27 protein-coding genes and 3 pseudogenes are annotated in these 25,105 nt (G+C 41.2%); 28 read left to right on the top strand and 2 right to left on the bottom strand.

The annotated features are described in order from the left end of the window. The 4 genes from FHS16_RS28115 to FHS16_RS28100 all read left to right on the top strand — a co-directional run. Positions 1–1,395: S-layer homology domain-containing protein (locus FHS16_RS28115; RefSeq protein ID WP_183570515.1), on the top strand; the 1,395-nt coding region annotated here is incomplete at its 5' end. A 1,062-nt stretch (positions 1,396–2,457) separates the two neighbouring features. Beyond that, a complete protein-coding gene (locus FHS16_RS28110) occupies positions 2,458–2,757 on the top strand; it encodes a hypothetical protein (protein ID WP_183570513.1) in 300 nt (99 codons plus the stop codon). 195 nt (positions 2,758–2,952) lie between these two features. Continuing rightward, entirely contained in the window at positions 2,953–3,588 is a 636-nt protein-coding gene (locus tag FHS16_RS28105; RefSeq protein WP_183570512.1) for a hypothetical protein, read from the top strand. A 349-nt stretch (positions 3,589–3,937) separates the two neighbouring features. Continuing rightward, the gene (locus FHS16_RS28100; protein ID WP_183570510.1) at positions 3,938–4,390 is read left to right on the top strand and encodes a helix-turn-helix domain-containing protein; all 453 of its coding nucleotides are present in this window, start codon (positions 3,938–3,940) and stop codon (positions 4,388–4,390) included. A 1,079-nt stretch (positions 4,391–5,469) separates the two neighbouring features. Here the strand turns inward: FHS16_RS28100 and FHS16_RS28095 are convergent. Continuing rightward, the gene (locus tag FHS16_RS28095; RefSeq protein WP_376769710.1) at positions 5,470–5,706 is read right to left on the bottom strand and encodes an MraY family glycosyltransferase; all 237 of its coding nucleotides are present in this window, start codon (positions 5,704–5,706) and stop codon (positions 5,470–5,472) included. 224 nt (positions 5,707–5,930) lie between these two features. Between FHS16_RS28095 and FHS16_RS28090 the strand changes: the two genes are divergently transcribed. The 23 genes and pseudogenes from FHS16_RS28090 to FHS16_RS27980 all read left to right on the top strand — a co-directional run bounded on the left by FHS16_RS28090 (position 5,931) and on the right by FHS16_RS27980 (position 23,859). Next, positions 5,931–6,593 (top strand): RNA polymerase sigma factor, encoded by a 663-nt coding sequence (locus FHS16_RS28090; protein ID WP_183570508.1) that lies wholly within the window; start codon positions 5,931–5,933, stop codon positions 6,591–6,593. Beyond that, complete coding sequence (locus FHS16_RS28085) at positions 6,590–7,003, top strand: zf-HC2 domain-containing protein (RefSeq protein WP_183570506.1); 414 nt, start codon at positions 6,590–6,592, stop codon at positions 7,001–7,003. Before FHS16_RS28090 ends, FHS16_RS28085 begins: the two co-directional genes overlap by 4 nt. Positions 7,004–7,019: 16 nt before the next feature. Continuing rightward, on the top strand, positions 7,020–7,517 hold the full coding sequence (locus FHS16_RS28080) for a hypothetical protein (RefSeq protein WP_183570504.1): 498 nt from the start codon (positions 7,020–7,022) through the stop codon (positions 7,515–7,517). A gap of 176 nt (positions 7,518–7,693) precedes the next feature. Then, the gene (locus FHS16_RS28075) at positions 7,694–8,074 is read left to right on the top strand and encodes a hypothetical protein (RefSeq protein WP_183570503.1); all 381 of its coding nucleotides are present in this window, start codon (positions 7,694–7,696) and stop codon (positions 8,072–8,074) included. Between the two features lie 41 nt (positions 8,075–8,115). After that, positions 8,116–9,060: an alpha/beta hydrolase gene (locus FHS16_RS28070; protein ID WP_183570501.1), complete on the top strand. Its 945-nt coding sequence runs from the start codon at positions 8,116–8,118 to the stop codon at positions 9,058–9,060. Positions 9,061–9,277: 217 nt separating this feature from the next. Beyond that, complete coding sequence (locus tag FHS16_RS28065; protein WP_183570499.1) at positions 9,278–9,622, top strand: hypothetical protein; 345 nt, start codon at positions 9,278–9,280, stop codon at positions 9,620–9,622. A gap of 228 nt (positions 9,623–9,850) precedes the next feature. Then, positions 9,851–10,138 (top strand): hypothetical protein, encoded by a 288-nt coding sequence (locus tag FHS16_RS28060; RefSeq protein ID WP_246432010.1) that lies wholly within the window; start codon positions 9,851–9,853, stop codon positions 10,136–10,138. Positions 10,139–10,329: 191 nt separating this feature from the next. Beyond that, positions 10,330–10,923: a DUF2441 domain-containing protein gene (locus FHS16_RS28055; protein WP_183570495.1), complete on the top strand. Its 594-nt coding sequence runs from the start codon at positions 10,330–10,332 to the stop codon at positions 10,921–10,923. A 108-nt stretch (positions 10,924–11,031) separates the two neighbouring features. Beyond that, on the top strand, positions 11,032–11,415 hold the full coding sequence (locus tag FHS16_RS28050) for a hypothetical protein (protein ID WP_246432009.1): 384 nt from the start codon (positions 11,032–11,034) through the stop codon (positions 11,413–11,415). Positions 11,416–11,537: 122 nt separating this feature from the next. Next, positions 11,538–12,035 carry an NUDIX hydrolase gene (locus FHS16_RS28045; RefSeq protein WP_183570493.1) on the top strand — a complete coding sequence of 166 codons (498 nt, stop codon included), beginning with the start codon at positions 11,538–11,540 and terminating at the stop codon, positions 12,033–12,035. A 152-nt stretch (positions 12,036–12,187) separates the two neighbouring features. After that, positions 12,188–12,943, top strand: a complete 756-nt coding sequence (locus tag FHS16_RS28040) for a hypothetical protein (protein ID WP_183570491.1) — start codon at positions 12,188–12,190, stop codon at positions 12,941–12,943. Positions 12,944–13,051: 108 nt separating this feature from the next. Then, positions 13,052–13,633 (top strand): dienelactone hydrolase family protein, encoded by a 582-nt coding sequence (locus FHS16_RS28035; protein WP_183570489.1) that lies wholly within the window; start codon positions 13,052–13,054, stop codon positions 13,631–13,633. A 257-nt stretch (positions 13,634–13,890) separates the two neighbouring features. Next, on the top strand, positions 13,891–14,232 hold the full coding sequence (locus FHS16_RS28030) for a PadR family transcriptional regulator (RefSeq protein ID WP_183570487.1): 342 nt from the start codon (positions 13,891–13,893) through the stop codon (positions 14,230–14,232). Beyond that, on the top strand, positions 14,229–15,065 hold the full coding sequence (locus tag FHS16_RS28025; RefSeq protein WP_183570485.1) for a permease prefix domain 1-containing protein: 837 nt from the start codon (positions 14,229–14,231) through the stop codon (positions 15,063–15,065). The genes FHS16_RS28030 and FHS16_RS28025 overlap by 4 nt, the downstream gene beginning before the upstream one ends. 34 nt (positions 15,066–15,099) lie before the next feature. Continuing rightward, on the top strand, positions 15,100–15,528 hold the full coding sequence (locus FHS16_RS28020) for a hypothetical protein (protein ID WP_183570483.1): 429 nt from the start codon (positions 15,100–15,102) through the stop codon (positions 15,526–15,528). A gap of 353 nt (positions 15,529–15,881) precedes the next feature. After that, complete coding sequence (locus tag FHS16_RS28015; protein ID WP_183570481.1) at positions 15,882–16,211, top strand: hypothetical protein; 330 nt, start codon at positions 15,882–15,884, stop codon at positions 16,209–16,211. Positions 16,212–16,375: 164 nt separating this feature from the next. Then, positions 16,376–17,205, top strand: a pseudogene (locus tag FHS16_RS28010) (DUF2332 domain-containing protein). Between the two features lie 245 nt (positions 17,206–17,450). Further along, positions 17,451–18,953: an alpha/beta hydrolase family protein gene (locus FHS16_RS28005; RefSeq protein WP_183570479.1), complete on the top strand. Its 1,503-nt coding sequence runs from the start codon at positions 17,451–17,453 to the stop codon at positions 18,951–18,953. A 328-nt stretch (positions 18,954–19,281) separates the two neighbouring features. Beyond that, positions 19,282–20,229, top strand: coding sequence for a helix-turn-helix transcriptional regulator (locus FHS16_RS28000; RefSeq protein WP_183570477.1), 948 nt, complete (start codon positions 19,282–19,284; stop codon positions 20,227–20,229). Positions 20,230–20,291: 62 nt separating this feature from the next. Then, positions 20,292–20,837: a DinB family protein gene (locus tag FHS16_RS27995; RefSeq protein ID WP_183570475.1), complete on the top strand. Its 546-nt coding sequence runs from the start codon at positions 20,292–20,294 to the stop codon at positions 20,835–20,837. A gap of 505 nt (positions 20,838–21,342) precedes the next feature. After that, a complete protein-coding gene (locus FHS16_RS27990; RefSeq protein ID WP_183570473.1) occupies positions 21,343–21,720 on the top strand; it encodes a hypothetical protein in 378 nt (125 codons plus the stop codon). 171 nt (positions 21,721–21,891) lie between these two features. Then, positions 21,892–22,485: a hypothetical protein gene (locus tag FHS16_RS27985; protein WP_183570471.1), complete on the top strand. Its 594-nt coding sequence runs from the start codon at positions 21,892–21,894 to the stop codon at positions 22,483–22,485. 258 nt (positions 22,486–22,743) lie between these two features. Then, a pseudogene (locus FHS16_RS27980) lies at positions 22,744–23,859 on the top strand (IS110 family RNA-guided transposase). Between the two features lie 370 nt (positions 23,860–24,229). Here FHS16_RS27980 and FHS16_RS32740 read toward each other — a convergent pair. Then, positions 24,230–24,358, bottom strand: a pseudogene (locus FHS16_RS32740) (IS110 family RNA-guided transposase); the annotation flags it as partial. A gap of 317 nt (positions 24,359–24,675) precedes the next feature. Here FHS16_RS32740 and FHS16_RS27975 point away from each other — a divergent pair. Beyond that, on the top strand, positions 24,676–25,014 hold the full coding sequence (locus tag FHS16_RS27975) for a hypothetical protein (RefSeq protein WP_183570469.1): 339 nt from the start codon (positions 24,676–24,678) through the stop codon (positions 25,012–25,014). The last annotated feature ends 91 nt before the right edge of the window (positions 25,015–25,105 follow it).

The raw sequence follows: 25,105 nt of genomic DNA, 5'->3' as shown, positions 1-25,105 counted from the left end.
TTGGTGAAGACGGGCAACACCTTCACAGGTTGGAACACGGCGGCCGACGGAACAGGAACACCCTATGCGGCAAATGCAACGTTCGGCATGGGAGCGGCTAACGTAACGCTGTACGCGCAGTGGACGGCCAACCCGACATACACCGTAACGTATAACGGCAATGGCAGCACGGGAGGAACCGTGCCAACGGATAGCAATCCGTACGAGCAAAATGCAACGGTAACCGTATTAGGAAACACGGGAAGCTTGGAGAAGACAGGCAACACCTTCGCAGGTTGGAACACGGCGGCCGACGGAACAGGAACAGCCTATGCGGCAAATGCAACGTTCGGCATGGCAGCGGCGAATGTGACGCTGTACGCGCAGTGGACGGCCAGCCCTGGTGGCGGTAGCGGCGGCATCCCAACACCACCAGATGACAGCAAAGTAATCTCAGTGAATGGTGATTTATCGCTTCCCGCAGGCAAAACGGGTAAGGTTAGTTTGGGAGATGGAATCACAATAGATATTCCGGCAAATGCAACGGACAAAGAGCTGAAATTATCGATCGAAAAACTTACTGGAACTCAAGATCTTCTAACGAATGAAGACGTTCTGGCTAGTCCGATCTTCGAGATTCTGAAAAATTTCTCAGAGAACTTCAGTAAACCAGTAACACTGACTTTTAAGTTTGATCCGACAAAATTGAGCGGTAATCAAAGAGCAGCCGTGTTCTATTATGATGAAGTGCAGAAGAAATGGGTGGAAGTTGGCGGTGTTGTTAGGGGTAATCAGATTACCGCAGAAGTAACCCACTTTACAAAATTTGCGGTAATGGTTGTAGGGCAAGCGGCAAGTGAGCCAAAACCAACGATTGACTTTAGCGATATATCCGCACACTGGGCGAAGGCAAGCATCAAGCAAGCGGTAAGCAGCGGAATCGTCACTGGTTATCAGGACGGCACGTTTAAGCCGGATAAAGCCGTGACTCGTGCGGAATTTGCCGTCATGCTGATGAATGCGTTGAAGACGCAAGGAGCGGAAGCGGCGCTGACGTTCACAGATGCAGCGAAGATCGGAAGTTGGGCGCAGAAAGCGGTCGCGCAAGCGGTGCAAGCAGGCATTATTAATGGCTATGAGGACGGTACTTTCCGTCCAGCTGGGGAAATTACACGTGCAGAGATGGCAGCGATGATTGCGGGTGCTTTGGGTAAATATAGCGAAGCGAATGCCACAGCAACTAGCTTCGCAGACGACAAGGATATTCCAGCGTGGGCAAAAGATGCGGTTGCATATGTAAAGCAAGCAAACATCGTGCAAGGGAAAGGCGACAACCAATTCGCCCCTGAGGACCATGCAACAAGAGCAGAGGCCGTAACGGTTCTGCTGAACATGCTGGCTCAAAAGAGCAAGTAAAGTAAAAATCGTCAACCCAAACTGATTTTAGATGTAAAAAACAAGGGTTATCCTTAAAGCGGTAAAATTAACTGCTTAGGGGATAGCCCTTGCCTTATTTCAAATAGGAAGTCTCGACATATGTGTTGATAATGAGGGAGTATTATTATTGGAGCCGCATTACCTGAATATATTAATCAGGGCAAGCTCTGAATGGATTTGAAAATAGATTACGGTCGATGATGCGTGTTATTTTCTCTATAACGATGGGCAGTACAAAGTAGAAATTGAATTAAATGTTGGCACAGTATCAGAACAATCTGAGACGATATCTGTCAGAACCAATTATTATAAATTACTAACTGTAGAAATGAAAAGCGTAGCATTATTCAGAGATAGGTGGGATGAAGCGCAAGTGTACGAAGGTTACTCATATGGTTTCGATTATATCGCATCCAATATACCAAGTGTCTATATGAGCAAAAAACTAGGTATTTATAAAATGCTTTATACTTTAGAAGGCCAATCTTTTGACGACTTCTTTATTCTTAATTAACTGTTAAACCATTAAGCTAATGGCGAACTATAGCGTGGCTTGCAGAGAGGCATGAAATTTTTTGCGAGGTTGATGGGCCTGACCAAATTATCGAATGCAATCGAGGCGAGAATTCGGTCGAGTGGCAATCTAAGCACGTTCGATCTCTTCCTTTCTACATGCAGGTGGAGGATAATTATTCCGAAGGAAATAAAGCGTTTACCATTCGCGCATTCGGCATATTGAATCACTTCTTTGATTACTCGGAGTTTACCGTGGACGGCTGATCTAGAAGGGGCCTATCAGATCATTGTACGCTTCAATGTTCACCGTTCCCACAGCAATACGGAGAGCAACTCTATAGAGACGGCTCAAAGCTAATTAGCTAACCTAACGGGTAACTTTAGTTCAACAGTCCAGTAGCAGCTTGCCGACGCGGTAGCTGCTCTTTGTGTCGTTAAGCTATTTGGCAGTCTAGCACAACCTCCACCTTCTGGAAGCGTAGTAAACTCAAGAATCAGAAAATGACTCTGTGGAGGTGGTATCACTTGTCTTACAGTATAACAAAACGTATTTCGTATATCTTAATTTTAATCGGAGTGTTGTTGATTATCTTTGGCCTGTGGAAATACATGCCGAAGTCATTTTCATCTCAAACGTCAGATAGTGTGATTATGTCAATAATTGCAAAAAGGATAACATTTCCTATCTTAGGTCTAATATTAACCGTTATTGGTTATGCGTTTTTGAAATTCGTTCGAGAAATTGAAGAAGAGATTCAATTACTCAGAAATGAGCTAAGTCGATTAACGAAGGTGGTCGAAGCGCAAGGGAAAGATACAAAATAACCTTATTCATTTAATACCTCAGAGCAACTGCTGCGCTAACGTGAAATTATAGCTTCATAAACACCAGGACGAGGCTGCCGGAATAAATCGGCTGCCTCGTTGATCTAACTGGCAGATTAGTTTAGGAATCATAAGGAAACCATTCATTGTTTAACGAACTAAATACCAGTATTAAAACCACAAAAGGAGTTTGAAATGAAATATATAGAAAAAAATATTTATGTGGAGATAAGTTCATTTAACTATTGGTGGGGAATTTACGGATTCTCTGACTTAGAGGGATGGGAAGATATTGTATTCTATGAAAAGACTGATCAAGATTATATTCGACTTGGAAGTACATGCGTATGTACTAAGAATTATTTAAGAAATGGACTGGAAGATCTAGAAAATGACGCAGACGAATTGGATTTTGTTGTTGAAATTAAAGAACATTTAATCGGAAATGAAATTCACTACCATTATTATTATGATAGTCCTAACGATGAAGACTTTTTTGAACTTCCATACGAAAAACTACCCAAAAATGAATATAATATTAAACCCAGATCATTCGAAATATGGCATCCTGATGAGGTGATAAATCAAAAAACCATAACTGAATGTGTGAAAGTAATATGTTCAAGATTTTTAAATATTGAAGCTGCAAATATAGAATATTATGAAGCCGTAACTTTTGAAGAAGCCTCTGCATCTTACCTTGAAGAACAATCACGCTGGGTAAGTGCTAAAGATATTGTATTTACGGACGAATTAATAGACAATCTTATGAATAAGATGTCCAAAACTAAAGATGAAATTCTAATGATTTTAAACAAAAATATTAAATAACTTGAGGATGGCTCATTACACAGTTAACCATGCACGGATACCCCCCTTTGTATACTGAGCATCGCATGGGTAATAGTATCAATAGTTAAATCATTCATGCGGCGCGGCTGCTCCCTTTCTTTATTCAACTAACGGGAAACTATAGCTTCATAATCACCAGAACGAGGCTGCCGGCATAAATCGGCAGCCTCGTTGAGCTAACTGGCAGATTAGTTAAAGTGAAGCCCATTAACGACCCCAGCATTGATCGCAACGTGGTGTTGCGGGTCCGCGCAACTAGAGCGATCTTTACTTCTGTAAGCAATTAATTCAATATAGGCTTATAAATTGCAGAAAGGCAGTTGCTGCTATGATCTTTGGAGAGAAGCTAAAAACGGAAAGAACTAAGAATGGTTGGTCACAAGAAGAATTGGCCGAGAAATTGTTTGTAAGCCGGCAGTCAGTTTCGAAATGGGAGAATGGTCAAAACTACCCAGGGATTGAAATCATTATAAAAATAAGCGATCTGTTTGAGTTAACTATTGATGAGTTACTAAGGAGTGACGAGGAGTTGACAAAAACTGTAATCAAAGAAAGCAAGCAATTGGCTTACCCCAAAACAAAATTTCTATTTGATGTCTTCGTTTTAGTAGGCCTTGTGATGCTAGTGATCAAACTCGGTGTCTTCTTTTTTAACAAGGTAACGGCAATGGATATGATCTTGTATGGAGGGTCATTCTTCTGGAACTTCGGTTCTTTGATACTCATGGTTGTCGGGGGAATCGGTACGAGTATGCTGAAAGAAAAATATAAACAAGACTAATCAAACGACAAGCGATCGCAGCACGATCCGAATGGAAACTTTAGAATCGAGTTACATTGTACATTGTTAAACTCCTAATGGGAGACGTTAATAGAATGATCCAGAAGCAGTTTGTCACAGCGGCAGCTGCTTCTTATTTCATTATGCTAAAGGGCAGGTTGACGTGGTTCCGGTTTAGAAGTTAAATCATAAAACCTAAATTAAGGACGAAACGAAATGACAATAAACAAAAAGAGTTTTAGAAAAATTGTGATACGAAAAGAAAAATATATTTGGACTGTTTCTACTGGAAGTGGATACATTATCATGATAGTTGAACGATTCCACACACTGCATCGTTGACGAATTTATTACTACCGTCGTTAACAATCGTTAAATCAGGCAGATGATTCAGCTTACGAGTAAGATAGATGAACTCCGAAAGACTGCTGCGCGGGAGCCCTTCATTACGCTAACTGACAGTAGGCACCTATGACATCTGTGATATTTGTTTTTGGGAAGGTGCTGCAGACATAAACAAAGAAGAGTTTCTAAAGGAACTTGATGAAATAGTAGAAGATAAGATGTTCATTGGAAATAATATCGATGACTTAGAATAAATTTCACAAAACACATGGTCAATTTCGATGAGTCAAGAGTTAGCTAGTGAGATTACAGTTGGTCCATCTCCTAAGTAGACAAAAAAATAAAACAAAGACGCTTAAATGGTGTTAGTAGAGGAAGACATAGGCTTTAGGTACTTTAGCTTTGAGGTTCATTCGGGGTAGTATTCGTCAGACCTTGATTGGCATTGTGCCTTTCAAGGTTTTCTTTTTTAGTGGGGATACCCAGTGCCTAATGAATCGGGCGGCTGAATCAATAGTAGTATAACCCTCGTAAGATCAGTACAAGAAATTATCCAATCTCTTTGTACGCACGTTTAGCTTGACAAATGTTTCTTAATTACAGTATTGCCGTTATATCAAACAGGTTGATTATGGTGTTTTACAGGAGTTCTAACGGGGAACGTTAGTTCAATAACACACATGGATGAGCAGGCGCTTCAGTGGCCCGCTCATTTTATTAAGCTAAAGGGCAGTTTAGTTCGAATGATACCGACTCCATTCAAAGAAGGATAATGATAATGGAATCGAGAAAAAATAAGTCGGAATTGTAGAGTTGATTAACAGTCCATCGAGGCCATCTGTGAAATTAATGGCATTCGCTGATCCAACCACAAAAAATAACATGAGGACGATGTACACATAAACGGGCAAGTGCAGCTGAAAACCACTAAACAACGAGATATCGCTCGTAAGCCCGAAGAAATGGAACAAAGCGTGCCAGCCCCCTTATAAGGCAGGGGTGTAAACAACGTCACAAGTACAAAACAAAGACCGAATATTCCTAACATTTTGCAAGAACCCTCTTCTTTGTCAAATATGAAGTACCTCGCACACATAACGTTTTAAGTTCAATAAAGAGAAGGTTTGTTTGTTTTTCCTATTTTAGTGAAGTTCTTCATTATCGACCTTATTGGTTAAGACAATGGTGATCTTTATTGTTTCATGCCAGTCGTTTTCTATACGCATTAAACTGGATTACTCTAGATTATAAAAAATTGCAGGGTATACTTCATGACTGTCGTCTAACTATATGGAGTCTGCAAGGGGGGAGTGTTCTGGAGGAAGAAAAATGGATTAAAGATGTGCTCTCCGGTACGCACGAATCCTATACTTATCTTGTGAAGGAATACCAGAGTAAGGTTTATCACGTATGTTTGAAGATAACCAGAGAAGAAGAGTCCGCCAAAGAATTGGCTCATGTCTCATTAACCAAAGCCTTTTATGCATTGTCCTCTTATCGGGAAGATGCGGCTTTTGGAACATGGCTGTATCGTATCGCAGTTCGGACTTGTTTGGATTGGAGGAAAGCGAATCAGCGTGAATGGAGACACCGCGAAGCAGCTGCCGATCCAGCCTCTAATCAAGCAACCGTTGAGACTCCCGAGAAACTCCTCTTGGACAAGGAGATGAAGTCGGAACTGATGCAACTGGTAAAAGAATTGAAGGAACCCTATAAATCCGTCGTCTATTTATACTTTTTTCGCGGACTGTCCTACAGAGAAATCGCCGAACAGACAGGCGCTGCAGAAAAAACCATTGAATCGCAATTGTACAGAGCTAAACAAATCCTTCGTAAGAACAAGGAGAGATTCCGATGAAATGTGATTCGGTACAGATGAACATCACATCGTATCAGGAGAATTCGCTGCATCCGATCAGAATGAAGGAGATCGAAACCCACTTAGAGGAATGTGTAGCGTGCAGAGAATGGTATCAGGAGGTGCTGGAGCTGGAAACCATATGGAATAATCCTGCTCTTCCCGCACTTGAAGAAGATTTGACTGTGGCTATTATGACAGCCATCAGCAGTAGACCCCTTCCTTACCGGCGGAATAATCGTTTCAATCCGCTGTTAAAAACGGCCTTGGCATCCGGCTGTGCATTGATCTTGTTTATGTACAACGGAGCAGAATTTTTTTATGCTGCCGCATCCCATATTGGAAATTATAATGAACACTTCGCACACTCCATATCGAGTATGTTTCACAACTTATCAGGCAACTCATAAAGGGGGAGTGTCCTAAATGGATCGCAAAAAAATGAGAATGAGTATCACATTTGTTTTAGCCCTCGTTCCGGGGCTAGGCCATTATTATTTGGGCTTTAATCAATTGGGATTGAAGTTCATGATTGCTTCTTTCGCCTGCATCAGCCTAATTCCTACGTTTCCGATGGTGTTCCCATTTGCCCTTGCTACGATATGGTTTTATCAACTATTCGACGCTATGCAGAAAGCTTCATGGCTGAATAAGAACCTGGATTTGCAGGAAAGTCCGGTATGGACGAATCCAAACACAATGTTCGAAGAAATGGAACATAATGGAACCGGTTCTTCCTTATGTATCGGTATTGGAATTGTAGGGGCTGGCTTGCTTGTTGCCATGGTTACCCTATTCCCTCACCTGCGAGAATGGATATTGGAACCAAAGAATGGAAGTATGCTTGTAGCTGCTGGATTAATTGTATATGGAGCAACTATAATCGTCAGACATTTGTTGGATAAGAAAGGTAGGCCCAGTTGAGAATCTCTGCATCTTTCGATCATTTTGGATGGTGTGGGAACGGGGAATTGACGCCTTCTGCGCATTAGCGTAAAGCATATTGCTGACTTCGGTATCTGCAAGCTGCTCATCAAACTCCATAGGGGGCCAGCGTTAATTGCGATGACGGCAGTTGGATTCATCAAGGTGTCTCGGCATTGAATCTTGCAACTTTTTTGACTTTCGATAGGATGATCATGACCAGAACTGGCGTTATGAACTTGGTTTCTATTTTGGGTTGGGTGGACCACGGTGGTTGGTACACATTTTTTCAACAGTTTGCATTTTTGTTGTTGATCGCATCCGTGATTCATACGCTTACTCTGCTACAGACTTCGTGGATCGGCTGGACGGTTGATGTAGCAATCATCGCAGTAATCAGCGTATTTATACCAATTGCTGCTCTACGAGCCCATCTCGTTTCGTTTTTCTACCTGATTATCTATAACAGTAATGCGTTTAGTCAAATTTCTGCTTGCATTGCGTTAAGCGTTGTGATTTATGGCGCTAGCTATTTTGCTTTACGTATCCAAAAGTGACTAATTTTAAATCTATCTCATTACACTAGGAGTAACTTATTATGAAAAAAGTACTTAAATATGCAGTTAGAACATTGATTGCGATTATCGCAATCCTGATCTTATCCATTGCAGGACTTACAATCAACCATCACGTTCGTTTGGCAATAGAGAAAAATGAACTCCATCCCATCGGTACACTTGTTGAAGTGAACGGACATGAAATGCACGTGTACAGTGAGGGCGCAAAAAGTGAAAAACCGACGCTTGTTTTCATGTCAGGCTCTGGAGTCCCTAATCCGGCATATGATTATAAAACGCTCTACACGCTTTTATCCGACGAATACCGAATTTCTGTAGTAGAAAAAGCTGGATATGGATACTCTGAAAACACTACTATCTCCCGTGATATCGAAACCATGTTAGCTGAAACACGCGAGGCGTTAAAGCAGGCAGGTGAAACTGGGCCGTACATCTTGTTTCCACATTCAGTATCAGGTACTGAAGCACTCTATTGGGCACAACGCTATCCAGAAGAATTAAAAGCAATCGTAGGGCTTGACATGTCTGTACCCGACGTGTATGTGGACATGAAAATAGGAAGTCTCACGGTCATCGCTGGCCGTTTTAGCGGGTGGATTGGATTGCACCGGATTCCGTTTTTCGGGGATCGCTTCCTCAACAAAATCGGGCTTTCGGAAGACGAACTAAAGCAAAGTAAAATGCTCCTGTATCGCAATCAGTTTGACAAGTCGTTCATTCTAGAAGTTGGCCAAATTGTTAACAACGCGAAAAAAGTTAAGGAATCTGGGTATCCAAGTGTCCCTATGTTAATGTTTACTTCTGATGGCGCAGAAACAACCCCAAAGTGGCTGGATTTAGAACGAACTTTTGCAAAGGCAACGGGAAGTGAACTAATTGAGCTTAATGGCGGACACTATGTCCACAAATACGAACCCAAGCTGATCGCGGAAAAAAGTAAGGCATTTTTTAGTTCATTAAATTGAACAACCAAAGCAATACTTTTTTAGTTTAAGGCTATAATTTTGGTGTAAAGAGCTGAACGCTACCCAAGTGGGCCTGGCGGCAGCTCTTTTTTGTTCATTTAAGCAAAGGAGTATAGTTCCAATATATGGCATATTATGATGAGATATCATATGATCAATAATTAAATGGAGCCCCAAACACTCACCAGTTACCAGATATGGAGGTGAAATTGATGAGTTGAAAGATACCATTCGTCCTATTACTTATTCATTGTTATTAGCTGTATCTTGTACAAAGGAAACAAGCATTGATATTGGCGATGCAATAGGAAAAACCGAGGACTCTTTTAGAAAACTTGATTGGATTGCTACAACAGCATCTTCGTATGATGGTAAAAAAGATGTTAAAATCAGACTTATGGTTGCGGGGAATCTTACAGAAGCTGAAGCAACTAATTTATTCAGACGTATCATGGATATTATTGCCGAGTTTCGAATCATTCAGATGTTTTGGATGATTACAATGGTTACTTTGATATCAAGAATTATGACCATGCCGTCATTTATGAAGGAACAAAGCTGATTGGTGAAGATTTAAAGGTCCATTCTAAATGAAATTTCTATTCCACTAACCCGATTGCACTAACGGGAAACGATAGTTGAAACAACTGCCATTGAGCTGTGGACGTGGCATTAGAGGAAACACTATTATGAAATGAAATATAGGAAATCATGTCTCTACATTGCCTTACTTCAGGAATGAAAAAATGGAAAAGGAGAACAAGCAATCATGTTAAGATGCTCTTGGTGTATGAAGAACATTAAAGAAGAAAAACCTTGTTTTGGTCTGAATGTTAAATTTAAAGAAGGTATAGATATTAATAAGCAGGAAGGGAAGATAATCTCATTACACTTAAAGAGTAGAAATACAAGTGTACCATTTATTGTTGTGGCGAGTGGATCAGAAGCTAAACAACAAGGTAGCGATGGAATTTTTGCAATTTGTAGTGAGAAGTGCGGAACCAAAATGAAAAGTACATTAGATAAAGAGATCGATTTATTTTCTGGTTACTCAACAATATTGAGTGAACTTATGTGATATATATTTTTTCACTCAACTCAATTTGAAAAAAAGTAATTACTAACGCGGAACTATAGCATAATACTCACGATGACGAGGCTGCCGGCATGAACGGCAGCCTCGTTGAGCTAACGGGCAGTTTAGCGTAGTAGTTGGGTTGATTTTCTTGTGGTAAAATAAGTAAATGGTTATAGGGATGGGGGAGTACCTTGGTAGATAACGAATTGTATGTATATCATATTGTTACTAAGAAAAAAATGTCACTGGGACAGGTGATATACTTTGATGACAACCAAAAAAATACCCTGTATCACTTCTTTTTTGAGAAGGAACGATTGAACTCCAAAGGCGAAGACTTTATTCAGATTCTATACGGTCATTATACAGATGAAGGTTTGAAGATGAACAAAGAAAATGCCGAAGTAGCGATTAGTTATGTAGGGCAGACAATTAGAGCTATTAGAGAAGTTATAGTTGAAATGGTGAGACTACAAGAATATCCTGAATACCCTTCAAGATTGTCCTGTTTATACGCTGCTAAAAGCTATGAAGACGCATTTAAATGGAAAGATATATTTGATTCATACAATCGAAAAGTTTTACAACTTGTTAAACTGCGGGTTGTAGGGAGTTTCTTTGAGGGCGATGGAAACCTTTTACCGAAAGAAGATGGGGTTCCCTTCTCCTCAAAAATCGAACAGGCTAGAGCATATTGGAAGGGAAATGTTAAAAATGAACTTCCTGAGCTTTTGATTAATGGGAAAATCGAGGTAGTTGAAATTCTTGAAGATTTCTCCGTTTAATTTACAAGCGTTGCTGAAAGATGAGGAACTTGCTAAAGAATGTATGGGTAAAATCATTGAGCTAACGGGAAACGCTAGCCGAATACAAGTTAATTAGAGGTGTCAGGTATGAACGATTTGAAGCGTCATGTATGGATAGAAGCTGAAGAGTGGCTCAAAGACTCATGGAATTGTAACGATTGTAATACCGATGTTATTGTTGTCTTTCCGGATCGCTCCAAATGGATTGCAAGCTATTTCACTTACCAAAACATCGAGACGTTAAGGCAAAAGAATATACAAACCGGTGAATGTATGAACGGTTCGTATTTTTGGTCCAGCGAAATGGTGTTAATTGACGTTATTAACAGGGAAAGAATTGAACAACTTATCGACCATTTAATTGAACACGATGACTTTCAATCGGTCTTCAATCGATATCCTGATGTAGATGCGGGAGAAGATGAGCATTATCCTGCTGGATTTTTTGTTACTGAAGAATCGTTGCGCTAACGGGTAACGATAGTTCAATACTGATAGGGCTGCTTGGCAGCTTTTCGCTCAATTAACGGGCAGGATACTGGAAATCCATTAATGAAATTAAAGATTGAAATATATTCTGTGGGGTGCGTGTATTGAGTGGAGATGAGCATTGGCATCGACATTTAGGTGCATATGGGATTTGCTTGAATGATGAAAAACTATTAGTTATTCAAAAGGGAGCTGGTCCATACTTCGGACGATATGACCTACCTGGCGGAACGGTTGAAGCAAATGAATCATTAGCAGCGGCTGTGCAAAGAGAATTCCTTGAGGAAGCTGGAATCAACGTACAAGTTAAAGAAAATGTTGGCGTTTGTGATTATTTGATTCCTTATGAATTACACAAAAGGGGCACTTCTCATATTCATCATATTTCCATGTTTTATTTGGTTCAAATAGTCGGTGGTACTCCTACGCTGACTCCTGAAAAGTTTGAAGGGCAGGATTCAATTGGTGCATTATGGCTACCGATAAAGGAAATTACTGCTGATAATTCTTCTCCACTCGTTCTTCAGGTAATTCAATGGCTAGAAACGAAAAAGCTATCCTTCCAGTTCCAGCGATTGGATAATTGGGTAGTGTTAAAGTAGAAGCCATTACGCTAGCGGTGAACTATAGCTTCATAATCACCAGGACGAGGCTGCCGGCATAAATCGGCTGCCTCGTTGAGCTAACGGACAGGATAACGTGATACTAACCTCGAATCCATTAGAAGAAATTACTTGATTGTGAGGTAAGCGCAATGAAGATTGAGTATAAGACCCCTGCTTTGATTCAACAATTAATTCTTTGGGAACGGGAGTTTTCCCGAGAAGTAGAATACTTGGAAACACCAATGGGGCTTTTCCTAGGCATTGATTTTAATGAGAAGGACGGGTATTTCTGCACGCCAGTGGATTCTTTTTCGTTTGCAAGCACTGGAGTAGACGGTATTCATTTCGCGTTATTAACGGAATTCGGTTTTGTCAAAGACTTGGAGGAAGCGCCAGTGCTACGAGTCTCACCAATGGATTCAGATCGCGTACGGCTTATTGCACGAAATCTGCATGACTTTTTGTCATTACACTTATTTGACGAATTAGCATTACTTAATGAATATTCGAGTGAAGAGGATTATCGTGAAAGTGTTCGTAAGAACGATGCTCAAGATTTGAATTCTGAATGGTTTGATCATGATCGCTGGAAACGAGAGAAACAGAAGGTGCTGAACGAAGTCAGGGATAGATTTAACTTGACACCTATTCTGAACCCTGTCCAATACATGCAAGAGATTCGGCTTGAACGGAGTATACATCTAACAACTGTGACGGAAGATTCTCTGGGCATTATGGCTCCGTCCTCAGAAGCACTGGAGAGAGTAGAATTCCTTGCTTCGATTCGGAACTTACAACATAATTGCTCTTCAAATCGAGGTATAATTGAGCGCCATGCGAATGAACTAATTAAAATGGGAATGACCCATGAGGCAGAGTCTTTACTCGTTCGATTGTTACGATAACGGGAGTCGATAGCTGAATAACTAGTGTAACAGCTGATTACAATGGTCGGCTGCTACTCCATTGAAGTAACGGTTAGGACAACAACATTAAGAAAACGGGGAAGATAAATGTCAGAGATTTTTTTATTGCACCACGCACTGGGACTAACAAAGGGTATTAATGTTTTCGCCGATAAACTCAGAGAGGCGGGTCACACTGTACATGTTCCTGACCTTTACGACGGTAATTTGTTTACCGATATTGAGGATGGTATCGCCTATGTCAATGAGATCGGCTTCGAAGAAATAACTGAGCGTGGTATACGTGAGGCCAGTAAGTTTCCGCGTGAGATCGTCTACGCGGGGTTTTCACTCGGTGTGGTAGCGGCCCAAAAACTCGCTCAAACTCGTGAAGGCGCTTGTGGTGCATTGTTGTTTTACTCTTGCGTTCCGACCTCGATGTTCGGTTCTCCCTGGCCGGCGAAACTGCCGGTGCAGATTCACGGCATGGACACGGATCCCTATTTCGTTGATGAGGGCGATATTGAGGCGGCACGCGAGCTCGTGACGACGGCCGATCATGCTGAGCTCTTTTTGTACCCGGGAGATCAACACTTGTTTGCAGATAGCAGTTTGCCGTCATATAATGCTGACGCGACGACGCTGTTGTTGCAGCGTGTACTCGAATTCCTCAGGCATTTGGATACCTGAGCGTTTGCTTAGGAACAGTCACTTTCATGTGGGTATCCAGTGAAGCTAGCGTGACAAGTTAGTTAAACGCACCATGGAGCAGTTGCAGTCGGCAACTGCTCCATTTTTTCATCATGCTAACTGGAAGTTTAGTTCCGACGCAATCGGGTAGAAACTGATGTCTTTTGTTGTTAAACAATACCTTGCATTATAGAGTAATATGCATTATAAATAAATTACAAATGATTACATTTGCAGTAGCCTATGGAGGTGAGACTTTGGAAGTTAATAAAGAGGTATTAAAAGGTCATATAGACACAATAATACTCTCCCTGTTGCACAACAAAGAAATGTACGGTTACGAACTTGCCAAATCAGTTCGAGAAAATAGCAGAGGACAATTCGAATTGAAAGAGGGCACTCTTTACTTGTCTCTGAAGCGACTGGAAAAAAATCAGTGGATTACTTCTTACTGGAGTGACGAGCAAGGACCAGGTGGAAGAAGGAAATATTATAGTGTTACGCCCTTAGGCGAAGAAACATTCACAGAAAAGCGTTCGGAGTGGCGGTTCATCAAAGGAATAATTGATTCATTTTTGGAGGGAGGAGATAGGGAATGAAGCAAATAGAAGTGTTTGTTGATTCTGTTTATAAAAACGCTAGCGCAAACAAAAAAGAAATAAAAGAATTAAAAGGTGAAATGAGATGTCACCTTTTAGAAGCAGTTCACGAATTGAAGAAAGAAGGGAAATCGGAGCAGGAAGCCGTTCAAATCGCAATCGAACGTTTTGGTGGTGAACAGGAATTGCGTTCCGAATTATCTAAGCTTTATTACAAACAAAAGCTATATGCAAAAGGGATGTTGCTTGCAGCTTTAACGCTACTTATCATCTCTATCGTTTCGTTTCAATTCCTATATCAACGAGATTATTTGAACAGTCATGATTTTCCACACCGCTTTAATGAAACAATAATTAACAATCTAAAGGACCACGAATCAATAACAGAAGAAGCGAAAAAAGAAGTTGAATCACTCATACAAATCAATAAGAGAGTTAATGATGTAGAAATATTTTTTATCGAAGGTTTAGATGGGAAGCCTTTGGAGGGGGAGGAATTATTTAATTACTTGGATAATGCAAAGCCTGTATATTATTACTCTGGAGGAGACGATTCGCCAAAATGGTTATGGGCAGGATACAGTCGCGGCGGTAACAGCATGGGAAAATGGTTTGTTTACACTTCAGCATTCGGTAACTATGAAATATCCATTTTAATTTTAGTTTTGGGAATCGCTCTTTATTGGGCTTTATTCACAATCTGGGCAATTATCTTTGCATTCCATACGACAAGGAAGGCTAGTGTCTTATGGACGTTAATTTTCTTGTTTTTTAACATTATTGGTTTCGCATTCTTCCTTCTATTGACTAATAAAAAGCGCCTTGTGGAATAGTCACATGATTGAACTAACGGGAAACATTTAGTTAATGCCAAATGGGAACTCAACCAATAAAAAACAAGGGGGATATTATAAAAGGGCCAACAGTGAGGATGTTATAACGCTGGATGATGATCTCTTCGGATATTTTGGAGATTCCTTGAAATGGATACCGACTTTTGACCCCATTAAAAATAAGATGATGATGGGATTCAATTATTATGGGAATTCTATAATGAACAAGGAATCTATGACCCAATTCATCACCGTGATGACAAGTTGGAGAGACCTATTTCAAGCAGCTCCGGAAAATATAAACCTCCAGGGTCCCTTTTTTTGGATTGATGAACCGGCAAGCGGTCAATATGAACAACTTGAATATGATAAAGATGTACTTATTAATAACTTAGAACAGCTTATTTTAATTGGCCAAAAAGTCAAAGACCAAGACTATGTCATTGTTTATTTTGGAATTTGAAACTAAGCTAACGTGAAACGTTAGTTAAACGCACCATGGAGCAGTTGCAGTCGGCAACTGCTCCATTTTTTCATTATGCTAACGGACAGGATAGAACAATAAAAGGAATTTCTAAATAACCGTGGAATTTTGTAAATGAGATGAGTAAGATGATCTATTCGAACAGCTCGAAAGATATTGATTTTACTGGATTTCATGGACAGAAAGTTACAGAAATAACCTCAGAGGGAGTTGAATATTTATCAGTTGTATCTTGAGGAGAAATTGTTTTTGATTGGCAGGTAGGATTGCGAAACTAAACGGGGAACGAAGGCACAACAACTAGGAGCTGCCGCCGTGTGGTGGGGGAGGAATTGAAGACGGAGACTTTCAAAGAAAGAGCCTACGTGTATTTATTGTATTGTGTTCTTCTAGATATTCGGAGTGCTTCTTATACTCATCGTATTAAATGGTGGAATCCTGCATCTTGGGTTCAGGCTAAGAATAATGTGTTTGAAATAAACAATATTGCCGATGTTTTTCATAACTTACCTGATTTGATTGTAAACAGACCTGATGAATTTGATGAAAAATCGTTTTGGGATTACTTGAGAAATCGACTTCCAGAGAAGTATGAAATCTATAATAAAGTTTTCCATGAAAAGATAAATGAAATTGTTCATTCAACAAACGGGAATCGATAGCTGAATAACACCACCTCGGCAGCCGTCCAATACGATCGGTTGCCTTTTTATTGGCTAATTGGTGGGATTCCTCCAAATGATACCCATAATTTGAGTGTTTGTTCTATGATAAAGGATGGCTATCGATGAGATAGAAAATTCAAGGCATTGTTTACCGGAGGTTCATGGTAACATACCACTATCTGGAAAGGGTGTTGGATGTGTTGGATATCGATGCGTTATCGGAACGTTTTAGGATATTTGCAGAAAGGGAATGCAAAAACTCGAGCAGTCTTTATGAGCACCTTGCAGGTAACATTGCAAATGACTTGGACTTGCTTCATCTGGCTGCACAATCGAAACTAGGACAACACTAGGACAACCTGTACCTAATCTCTTACTTGGGGCGGTTCATTATTTGCTTTTGAGTGGTAGAGAGCATGAGTTGACCGCGTATTATTCCAGCATTGTAGACAATCCAATGGAGTCTTCAGAAGCAATAAGCTATTTCAAGAATTTTTGTATGCAGAATGAATAAAGATTCCCATTATTGTTTGAGCATAGTCCACCCGTCGTGCGTAGAGTCGGTTTGGATTTACATGTAAATAACCTTAATGATCCTGAAGATTACCTGTGGCTAAAAGCATTGATTTGGCCTGAACATAAGGAGCGTAATTCGTATTTTGAAAAAGCTGCTCATTGCCTTAGAAGCCAGCCATTAGAACTAATTGAAGGAGATGGAATATCCATTCTCCCTGATATAATCCCAACTGTATCTCACGATTCAACAATATGTGTTTTTCATACCCACGTGGCCAACCAGATACCGGCCCCTGCGAAGAAAAAATGGAGTGAGCAAATTCAATTCATGGGCAGAGGACGGGATGTGTTCCATCTCTATAACAATATGTATGACCTTGACCTTCATCTTGATTACTACATTAATGGGAATGAATACAGTGAAACACTGGCAGTAACAGACGGACACGGCCGTTGGTTTAAGTGGTTATTATGATTCGCAATTGAGCTAATCATTCCTGTAGAGGCTAAGAATTAGCCTTTGTCAAAAGATCTGACTTGGTTCAAGTGGAGCTTGTAGTAACGAGTAGATTCAGGAATAGTTGCCATTTCATGGTTATGTGCTAAGTAAGCGACTTACAAAGTTGTAAGGTAGATGTAAGGCAAATCGATAGCTTAAGCCAGCCTGGCAGGATAATATTGAAACAAAAGAAAATAGAAATTTTAAAAAGGAGAATCGGGATGAGGCTGTTTGAACTGTTGCTATTATTGTCAAACATCGGCTTGTTTGCGTTAACCATCCTATTAAAAAAAGGACGGCGTAAAATTCCAGTATTCGTTGCAAGCGGGATTGCCACACTTTTACTGGTCATTCATTGGACGGTAGAAGGAAACAGAGTTCAGCTATTCTTCCTATATGGCATAACGATCATTTTTTTAGCTACTTCAGGTTATAGCTTTTTTAAAAAAACCGGCCCCAAAAAAAATTCGCGATTCATGATGGGTTCAGCTTATATCACAATAGCGATCATGCTGGTTGTAACAGCGGCTCTCATGTATGCTTTTCCTGTATTTAAACTACCTGAACCGACAGGTGAATTTAAGGTAGGAACGCAAACTTTTCATTTCGTGGATACAAAGAGGGAAGAAACTTTCGACGAAGCCAAAGATGGCAAGAGAGAATTGATGGTTCAAGTATGGTACCCGGTTCAAGCGGGCATCGGCAAGCGCGCTCTCATTGTTCCCGATACCCAGATTTTACGTTATATGGCCGCGGAATATGGCCTTCCCGGGTTTACATTTCAACATCTGAAGTACGTATCCAGTCACGCTTATTCGGGGGCCGAAGTCTCTTCGGCACAGACCTCATACCCGCTGATCCTTGCGAATCCCGGCAACGGCTCTTCTAGGTTCCTCCACACGTCGCAAGCTGAGAATCTCGCGAGTCACGGATATATCGTGGCAGTGATCGACCACACCTACAATACATTTGCAACCGAGTTTCCGGACGGTCGAATCACGACCAGCACAACCAATGATTTATTCTCGCCAGACCAAGATTACCGGACAAGTAGAGGAAATCGAGACGAGTTAGGAAAAGTTTTAACCGGCGATGTAGCGTTTGCGCTGGACCAATTCGAGCTCATGCAGTCGGGACAGATTCCAAGTCATCTGAAAGGGAGGATTGATCTCGGTCATGTCGGGGCGTTCGGTCATTCGATCGGCGGAGCGACGGCCTATGACGCTTCTTACGATCCGCGAATCGCGGTTGGAATAGACTTAGATGGAGGACTTTATCGACTGCGTGACAGAGAGGGGCTGCGAAAGCCGTTTTTGTTCATAAACTCGGAAAGCTATACTGAAAAATTAAAAATGGTGATGGATAACCGGATCTACACGGATGCAGAGCTTAACCACATGGGATCAACGAGAGAGTGGGAAGATCAAGTAACGGAAGATAAAAGGTTGGAGCTTGAACGGATGCGCGAAACGGCCGAAGAAGGGGGACAAGTCCTCTATATCGACGATACGGAGCATTTGAATTTTACCGACGTACAGTTCATTTCTCCGATTTTCAAAATGCTGGGCATTACAGGAAAGATTGCGCCTGAAAGAGCGAACTCCATTATCAATGCCCATATGCTGGATTTCTTCGATATGTATCTAAAAAATCAAGGCGGAATCTTAATGAAAGAGCCGGATAGCCGCTTTCCGGAGGTGAAGTTCGTAACCTCGCAATTATAAATATGGAATAGGCTGCCGACTTTAATATACGATCACGTACAATTAGCTCCATCTCCACCAAGGAAAACCCGACCTCATGAGATCGGGTTTTTGCATTTATTATTCTTGTTACGGCAAATCTTTTGATGAGATAACGGTCAGGTTACTTGAACAGGTTGAATTACTTGTCGAATAATATTAGAGTTAATAAATTATAATGATATTGATATTGGGGAATGAAACAATACAAATACGTGAAATTGAAAGAAAAGGATAATCAAACAATAGAGCGAATTATTAAACGCTCATAGGAATCAATTAACTAATCTCTCGGAAAAGGGTGCAGTGCATGAACAAAACGGATCGTTTGTTAGCCATAGTGCTTGAGCTGCAGCGTCACGAAGTGTTACGAGCCGAGGATTTAGCCGCTACATTTGAAACAAGCGTGAGAACCATCTACAGGGATATTCAGGCTTTGAGTGAAGCTGGCGTATCCGTGATAGGAGCGCCAGGGCAGGGATACTCCTTAATGGAGGGATATTTCCTGCCGCCAGTCAGTTTCACGGTGGAAGAAGCAGTGACGTTACTCATCGGGACAGATTTTATTGAGCATTGGTTTGATGTTCATTATGGCAGTAAGTCTCGAAATTCAAGACGGAAGATTGAAGCCGTCTTGCCGGAATCGATCCGCAGCGAAGCATCCCGGATTCGCAAGAGCTTTCGTTTGCTTGCTACCGCTGAAGATATAGCACGAATACAAGAGAAGGCATACTTGGAAGCGATTCGTCGAGCAATGCTGGAGGAAAGAAAAATAAGATTCCGCTATTCCAAAAGAATTGCCGAGGCTGATGGGAACCGCCAAAGTGTTCGTACGGTTGCACCTTATGGACTTGTGCTGCATCAAGGGTCATGGGTACTCGTTGCACGGTGTGAATTGCGTCAAAACATCCGTCATTTCCGGTTGTCCCGGATGTCGGAGCTTATCGAGCTGGAAGATAGATTTAAGTTGCCAGCAGACTTCCTTTTAGAGGAATACCAGCCTCCAGATGACCGCGACGTCCGTGTACGCATCTGGGTCCAACCTGACATTGCCGATAAAGTACGAGAATGGAATAACTTCTATATAGAAACCATAGAGGATCATACGGAAGGGTTGCTGGTGACCTTACGTGTTCGGCAGCCTGAGGAATTGCTGCAATGGGTGCTCGGCTGGGGTGGCGGAGTGGTCGTGCTGGAGCCGGAATCCTTCCGACATCGGGTTAGAAACGAACTGGAAAAAACGTTAAAACGCTACTGACATAATGGTGTCAGTAGCGTTTTTGTATACTTAGAAAAAAAGATGATTAGAGGCGATGATATATGATTACAACAAAGTTAGCCTTACAACGATTTGAGGAAACTGCGACACATTATATTCATGAACTGGATCAATTCAGTCTGGAGCAGCTGAGGCAAAAGCAAAGTGACAACGAGTGGTCACTAGGTCAGATGTTTCAACATCTCATTAGCTCGGCGCTCTATATGCAGCTTCGTAATATTGATCAATGCCTAATGCCAAGCGAAGATCCCATGGTACCTCTAACGGAAAAAACCGAGGTTGGCGTGGCTATATTTTCCCAAGGAAGCTTCCCGCCCATTCGTATTCATGTTCCGCCTTCCGCACAATATACTCCGGAGCAGCCGGAAAGCAAAGAGCAGCTCATTCAAGGCTTACACACTGTCATCCAAAGAATGAAGGACATTGAACCTACCCTTGAAAAAGTGTCCAATCAAAATATAGTGACCCATCCGAGATTCGGTGGATTGTCTGCGGAGGAATGGTTTTTGCTTGTTGAGATGCACTACCGTCATCATCTTCTGCAGCTGGACCGCTTAAAACAAGGATTGACACGGGAAGCGATATAAAAAATCCTTAAAACAGGAAGGGATTTCGAGGTATGCAAATGGATGAAATAAGCGAGCAAAGCCGCTTCTGGATTGGCGTCGTGTCCGCATCCCTTGTGAAGTGTGGAGAGTTGGGGAAACGGAGCTGTCGTTGGAAAATGGGAAACGATAGATCAATAAAAATAGGGAAGCAGCTGGCCACAGCGATTTAGGATTTACAAGAAATCGAGGTATCTTGATTTTATTTCTACTGGTACTTATGCAATAGAAAACTTCCCAGAACCATTTAAGCATTATGGGATTTCTTGTCTTGACCACGTCGTTGACATAGTCTCCATTTCAGAACCTGTTGTAAGAGAGGCTTGTGATGACCAATCTACGTTAGGCTAACGGGGCACTATAGCTTTATAATCACTAGAACGAGGCTGCCGGCATAAATCGGCAGCCTCGTTCAGTTAACAGGCAGGATAGCACAATAAAAGGAATTACTAAATAACCGTGGAATTTTATAAATGAGGTGAGTTTGGTGAACTATTCGAACAGCTCGAAATATATTGATTTTACTGGATTTCGCGGACAGAAAGTAACAGAAATAACCTCAGTGGGAGTTGAATTAGTAAACCTGAGATTGGAAAGTGGAATGATTAACGTAGAGTGCTCTTGGAGATTGCGATTGTCGACCGAAATACTGGTTGGTATTAATGAAAGTCAGGAAAAAGACTTTACATCTATTCTAAAAGCACGTTTGATTTTCAAACCCATTACCAACATACACTACTTTGAGATGGGCGACTTAATTATCGAATTTGAGAATAACTACTTTTTGGATTTGTTTGCCGATTCATCAACCTATGAGAATTATCAGTTGTATCTTGATGAGAAATTGTTTTTGATTGGCAGGTAAGTTTGCTAAACTAAACGGGGAATAATAGCTTCATTATCACCATGATGTGGCTGCCGACATAAACCGACAGCCGCGTTGAGTTAACTGGCAGGTTCGTTAAATTATTTCTCGAATACCTTAGTTATTCGGATATTAATATTATCTCTAATTATTTACTCAGGGGTGTCTTTTATGGGAATGGATTTTACTGCGTATATGTCACATAGCCTTAAAGAAACTGAAATAATAGAGTTATGCAATGAATTAAATGAAAACAGTACTCGATTTCCACTCATTCGTGAGTTTATTGATACACTTTTACCATTTAATCCAGAAGATAATGTAAGGAAGTGGCGTACAAGTGTTGATAGATCAGACGGGACAATCAGCTTGGCAGGCCCCTGTGGAATCTCACTTACTTTATCAGAGAAAGTATGTTATTTTCATCATTATTTTAGATGGAAAGGATTTTTAGTAGATAATGAGATACAACAGTTACTGAGAAGTGTTAGCTATGGATTTATGAAGACCTTTAAATCTACATTTGTTATTTATGTTCCAGATAATGCTGCAAGAGAGTCTGCAATTATGGATTTCATCTGGGAAGATGAAAATAAGGACATTAATTATATAAGAGAATGGCTATTAGAGAATTGCGGGTTACCTAAGAATAATATCAACGATATTTATAAAGAGTATGAAGATTACTGGGATTCAGAAGGATATTATATAGATTATTTCAATGAAAATGATGAGCCTAACAAAAGTTCAGACTTGAATTCATAAAATTACAATTACAAAATGGAAACTATCGTTCAACTAATGAGGAACGATAGCATTCCTGTAGAGCGTTAAATTTCCGCTTTGCAAAAAAAAACGAGCGCCTCGGTACGATGGAAGTACGCAACGGGTCATAGCCCTAAAAATTCCATCATCCAGGAGGACGCTCTACTATGAAGTTTAAATCGCAAGCGAGACAAAATCAACTCATTGAAAAAAATTACCGCTCAACATCTAGTTGTTGGGATCGACATCGCACAGCAAATGCATGTCGCTCGTGCTGTTAATTTTCGAGGATTCGTGGTCGGTAATCCCCTGTCCTTCTCAAACGATGAAGAGGGTTTTCACAGCCTTCTTCGGTGGATCCAATCGCTGCAAACCGCCACACTTTAACGGCGGCCATTGTAAGTTGTTCTAGTCAATCCCCATCTCGTGAATAAGAACAAGGAGAACCGTGACAATACGCCATCCAAGAGTGACAAAAAGGATGCTCTCGTCATCGCAGACATGGTCAAAAACGGCTACTACTCGTTCACTCGCAACACACCTGAAACATTTGAAGAATTACGTGTCTTTCTCTCAAACCGCGACTCTGTCGTAACGAGACTCGTTAGTGCGAAGAACCAAATTCATCGCTGGGTCGACGTTGTTTTTCCTGAGCTGCGACAAGTTTTCAAAAACATCATGTGTATCGGTTCATTGGCTACACTTCGTCTTTTCCCAACGCCCGAAGAATTGTGTGAATTACAGCCTCAGGATATCTTAAGAGGCTGGAAATCGCTTATGAAACGGCATTCTGGTGATCGAAAAGCCCGAGCTCTTATCTCATTGGCTTGCAGATCTGTTGGTTCTAAACAAGCCACACATGCCTACAAGCTTCACTTGAAGCAACTGCTCGATGAGTACGATCTTGCTTGCCTGCAATTGCAAACGGTAGAAACGGAAATTGTTGCCGTTTTAGATCGCATTCCATTTGCAGAATCCATGCTTGCTGTCAAAGGGATTAGTGCCATTTCGTTAGCTGGTATTCTAGGTGAGGCGGGGGATTTAAGCGGCTTTGTTCACGGCAATGCCTTGCTCCGTCATGCTGGCCTCAACCTCGCAGAGGCAAGCTCAGGTAAATGGATCGGACAGATGAAGATTAGCAAACGTGGGCGCTCTCGCCTCCGACGATTTATCTTCATGATGACTATGAGTTTAGTCGCAAACAATCCGGAGTTCAAAGCCATGCATGCCTACAATGTACAGATAAAGAAGATAAAGAAAATGAGATCTATTATGAAGCTGTGCGGCAAATTAGCCAGAATCTTAGTTGGAATGGCTCGCAGCGGCGAAGCCTATAACCCTCCTAAAACGTTGCCTATTCAGCTAGCAGCTTAACTTATATTCTACCGTTTCGTTGTACGAGTTTTGGCTTATTCGCAGGATTTCAAAGAAAGCACGGAGTACCGGATATATTGAACCAAAGGGCACCGACCCGTAACGATAGCAAGACCGGCCTCCACCCCTTGGATAGGCGTAACGAAGGAATGAGAGGGCACAGACCCGTTAAGACATGGGAGTGAAAACCTCCAAGGGCGGCGAGGAGAATGCGCGCAGTAAATGGAATTATATGGGGCTACGATAATCCCCCTTTATTCCCGTGCGCCTTCATGTTGCCGAAGTCTAACACGGCGTTCCCCTTCTTGTCTTTCAGTCCTTACCAACCGGGTGAAATCCTGCGAATAAGCGAGCATTCGTGAGAAAAACATATCGTACCAAGGGAGTTTACAGCGCGCGCAACATGCAACTGCTGGGCAATGTCGATCCCGACTACTAAATGCTGAGCAGTAATTTTTTCAATGAGTTGATTTTGTCTCACTTGCGATTTAAACTTCATAATAGAGCGTCCTCTTGGATGATGGAATTTTTAGGGCTATGACCCGTTGCGCACTTCCATCGTACCGAGGCGCTCATTTTTTTGCAAAGCTGATAATTAACGCTCTACAGGAATGCTAACGGAGAATGATAGGTCAATAAAGACATGGAAGCAGCCGACCACAATGATCGGCTGCTTCATTACGCTAACTGGCAGGTTAATGCAATGGTCGGTAGCTCTTTTTCGCTAAAAGTAAACATGAAAACATTTATAGTTGTGATATTATTTAGATAGCCACATTTTGTAAGATTGAATTAAAAATGAGACGAGGTCTCCTTATGCGGATAGATTTTCGTGTAAATCATGACGATTTTGATAAACATATTGATTTTACGGAAGCGCAGGTATTTTTCTCTTCACCAATTGAGCGAATGTGTACGTTCCAAGCTTGGGGGATTGCAGTGTTATGTGAATCTCCTCTAAATAAGGAACTAAAAAAACATGTAGGTCAAGAGGTGGGTAACTATAACAGTTATTCGTCTCTATATAAAGAACTAAAGAAGCATCTGGAATTCGAAGGGGATATTTATGTTTCTGGAATGGTTTCGGTAATATTTCCTAATATAGAGGCAGGAGTCATTGAAGTTGCACTCTTTAAAGAAAGTGGCGAAGGTTGACCTTGCCTTAATAAAGTAGACAGCAAGAAAGCCTCATTACAAACGTTAGTCTAATCATTAAACCGCCTCAAAACGCTGTAATGGCGAGATG

This window comes from Paenibacillus endophyticus (assembly GCF_014192395.1).
In the GTDB taxonomy this organism is placed as follows: domain Bacteria; phylum Bacillota; class Bacilli; order Paenibacillales; family Paenibacillaceae; genus Pristimantibacillus; species Pristimantibacillus endophyticus.
Note: the sequence above shows the minus strand (reverse complement) of the source record. Positions and strands in the feature narration are given on the sequence as shown.

What these genes read in the sequence shown, in the direction of transcription:
- FHS16_RS28100 (WP_183570510.1), top strand. Translation starts at nt 3,938, where the DNA reads ATGATCTTTGGAGAGAAGCTAAAAACGGAAAGAACTAAGAATGGTTGG.
- FHS16_RS28080 (WP_183570504.1), top strand. Translation starts at nt 7,020, where the DNA reads ATGGATCGCAAAAAAATGAGAATGAGTATCACATTTGTTTTAGCCCTC.
- FHS16_RS27975 (WP_183570469.1), top strand. Translation starts at nt 24,676, where the DNA reads ATGCGGATAGATTTTCGTGTAAATCATGACGATTTTGATAAACATATT.
- FHS16_RS28050 (WP_246432009.1), top strand. Translation starts at nt 11,032, where the DNA reads ATGAACGATTTGAAGCGTCATGTATGGATAGAAGCTGAAGAGTGGCTC.
- FHS16_RS28085 (WP_183570506.1), top strand. Translation starts at nt 6,590, where the DNA reads ATGAAATGTGATTCGGTACAGATGAACATCACATCGTATCAGGAGAAT.
- FHS16_RS28105 (WP_183570512.1), top strand. Translation starts at nt 2,953, where the DNA reads ATGAAATATATAGAAAAAAATATTTATGTGGAGATAAGTTCATTTAAC.
- FHS16_RS28035 (WP_183570489.1), top strand. Translation starts at nt 13,052, where the DNA reads ATGTCAGAGATTTTTTTATTGCACCACGCACTGGGACTAACAAAGGGT.
- FHS16_RS28025 (WP_183570485.1), top strand. Translation starts at nt 14,229, where the DNA reads ATGAAGCAAATAGAAGTGTTTGTTGATTCTGTTTATAAAAACGCTAGC.
- FHS16_RS27995 (WP_183570475.1), top strand. Translation starts at nt 20,292, where the DNA reads ATGATTACAACAAAGTTAGCCTTACAACGATTTGAGGAAACTGCGACA.
- FHS16_RS28020 (WP_183570483.1), top strand. Translation starts at nt 15,100, where the DNA reads ATGCCAAATGGGAACTCAACCAATAAAAAACAAGGGGGATATTATAAA.
- FHS16_RS28060 (WP_246432010.1), top strand. Translation starts at nt 9,851, where the DNA reads ATGAAGAACATTAAAGAAGAAAAACCTTGTTTTGGTCTGAATGTTAAA.
- FHS16_RS28070 (WP_183570501.1), top strand. Translation starts at nt 8,116, where the DNA reads ATGAAAAAAGTACTTAAATATGCAGTTAGAACATTGATTGCGATTATC.
- FHS16_RS28000 (WP_183570477.1), top strand. Translation starts at nt 19,282, where the DNA reads ATGAACAAAACGGATCGTTTGTTAGCCATAGTGCTTGAGCTGCAGCGT.
- FHS16_RS27985 (WP_183570471.1), top strand. Translation starts at nt 21,892, where the DNA reads ATGGGAATGGATTTTACTGCGTATATGTCACATAGCCTTAAAGAAACT.
- FHS16_RS28005 (WP_183570479.1), top strand. Translation starts at nt 17,451, where the DNA reads ATGAGGCTGTTTGAACTGTTGCTATTATTGTCAAACATCGGCTTGTTT.
- FHS16_RS28040 (WP_183570491.1), top strand. Translation starts at nt 12,188, where the DNA reads ATGAAGATTGAGTATAAGACCCCTGCTTTGATTCAACAATTAATTCTT.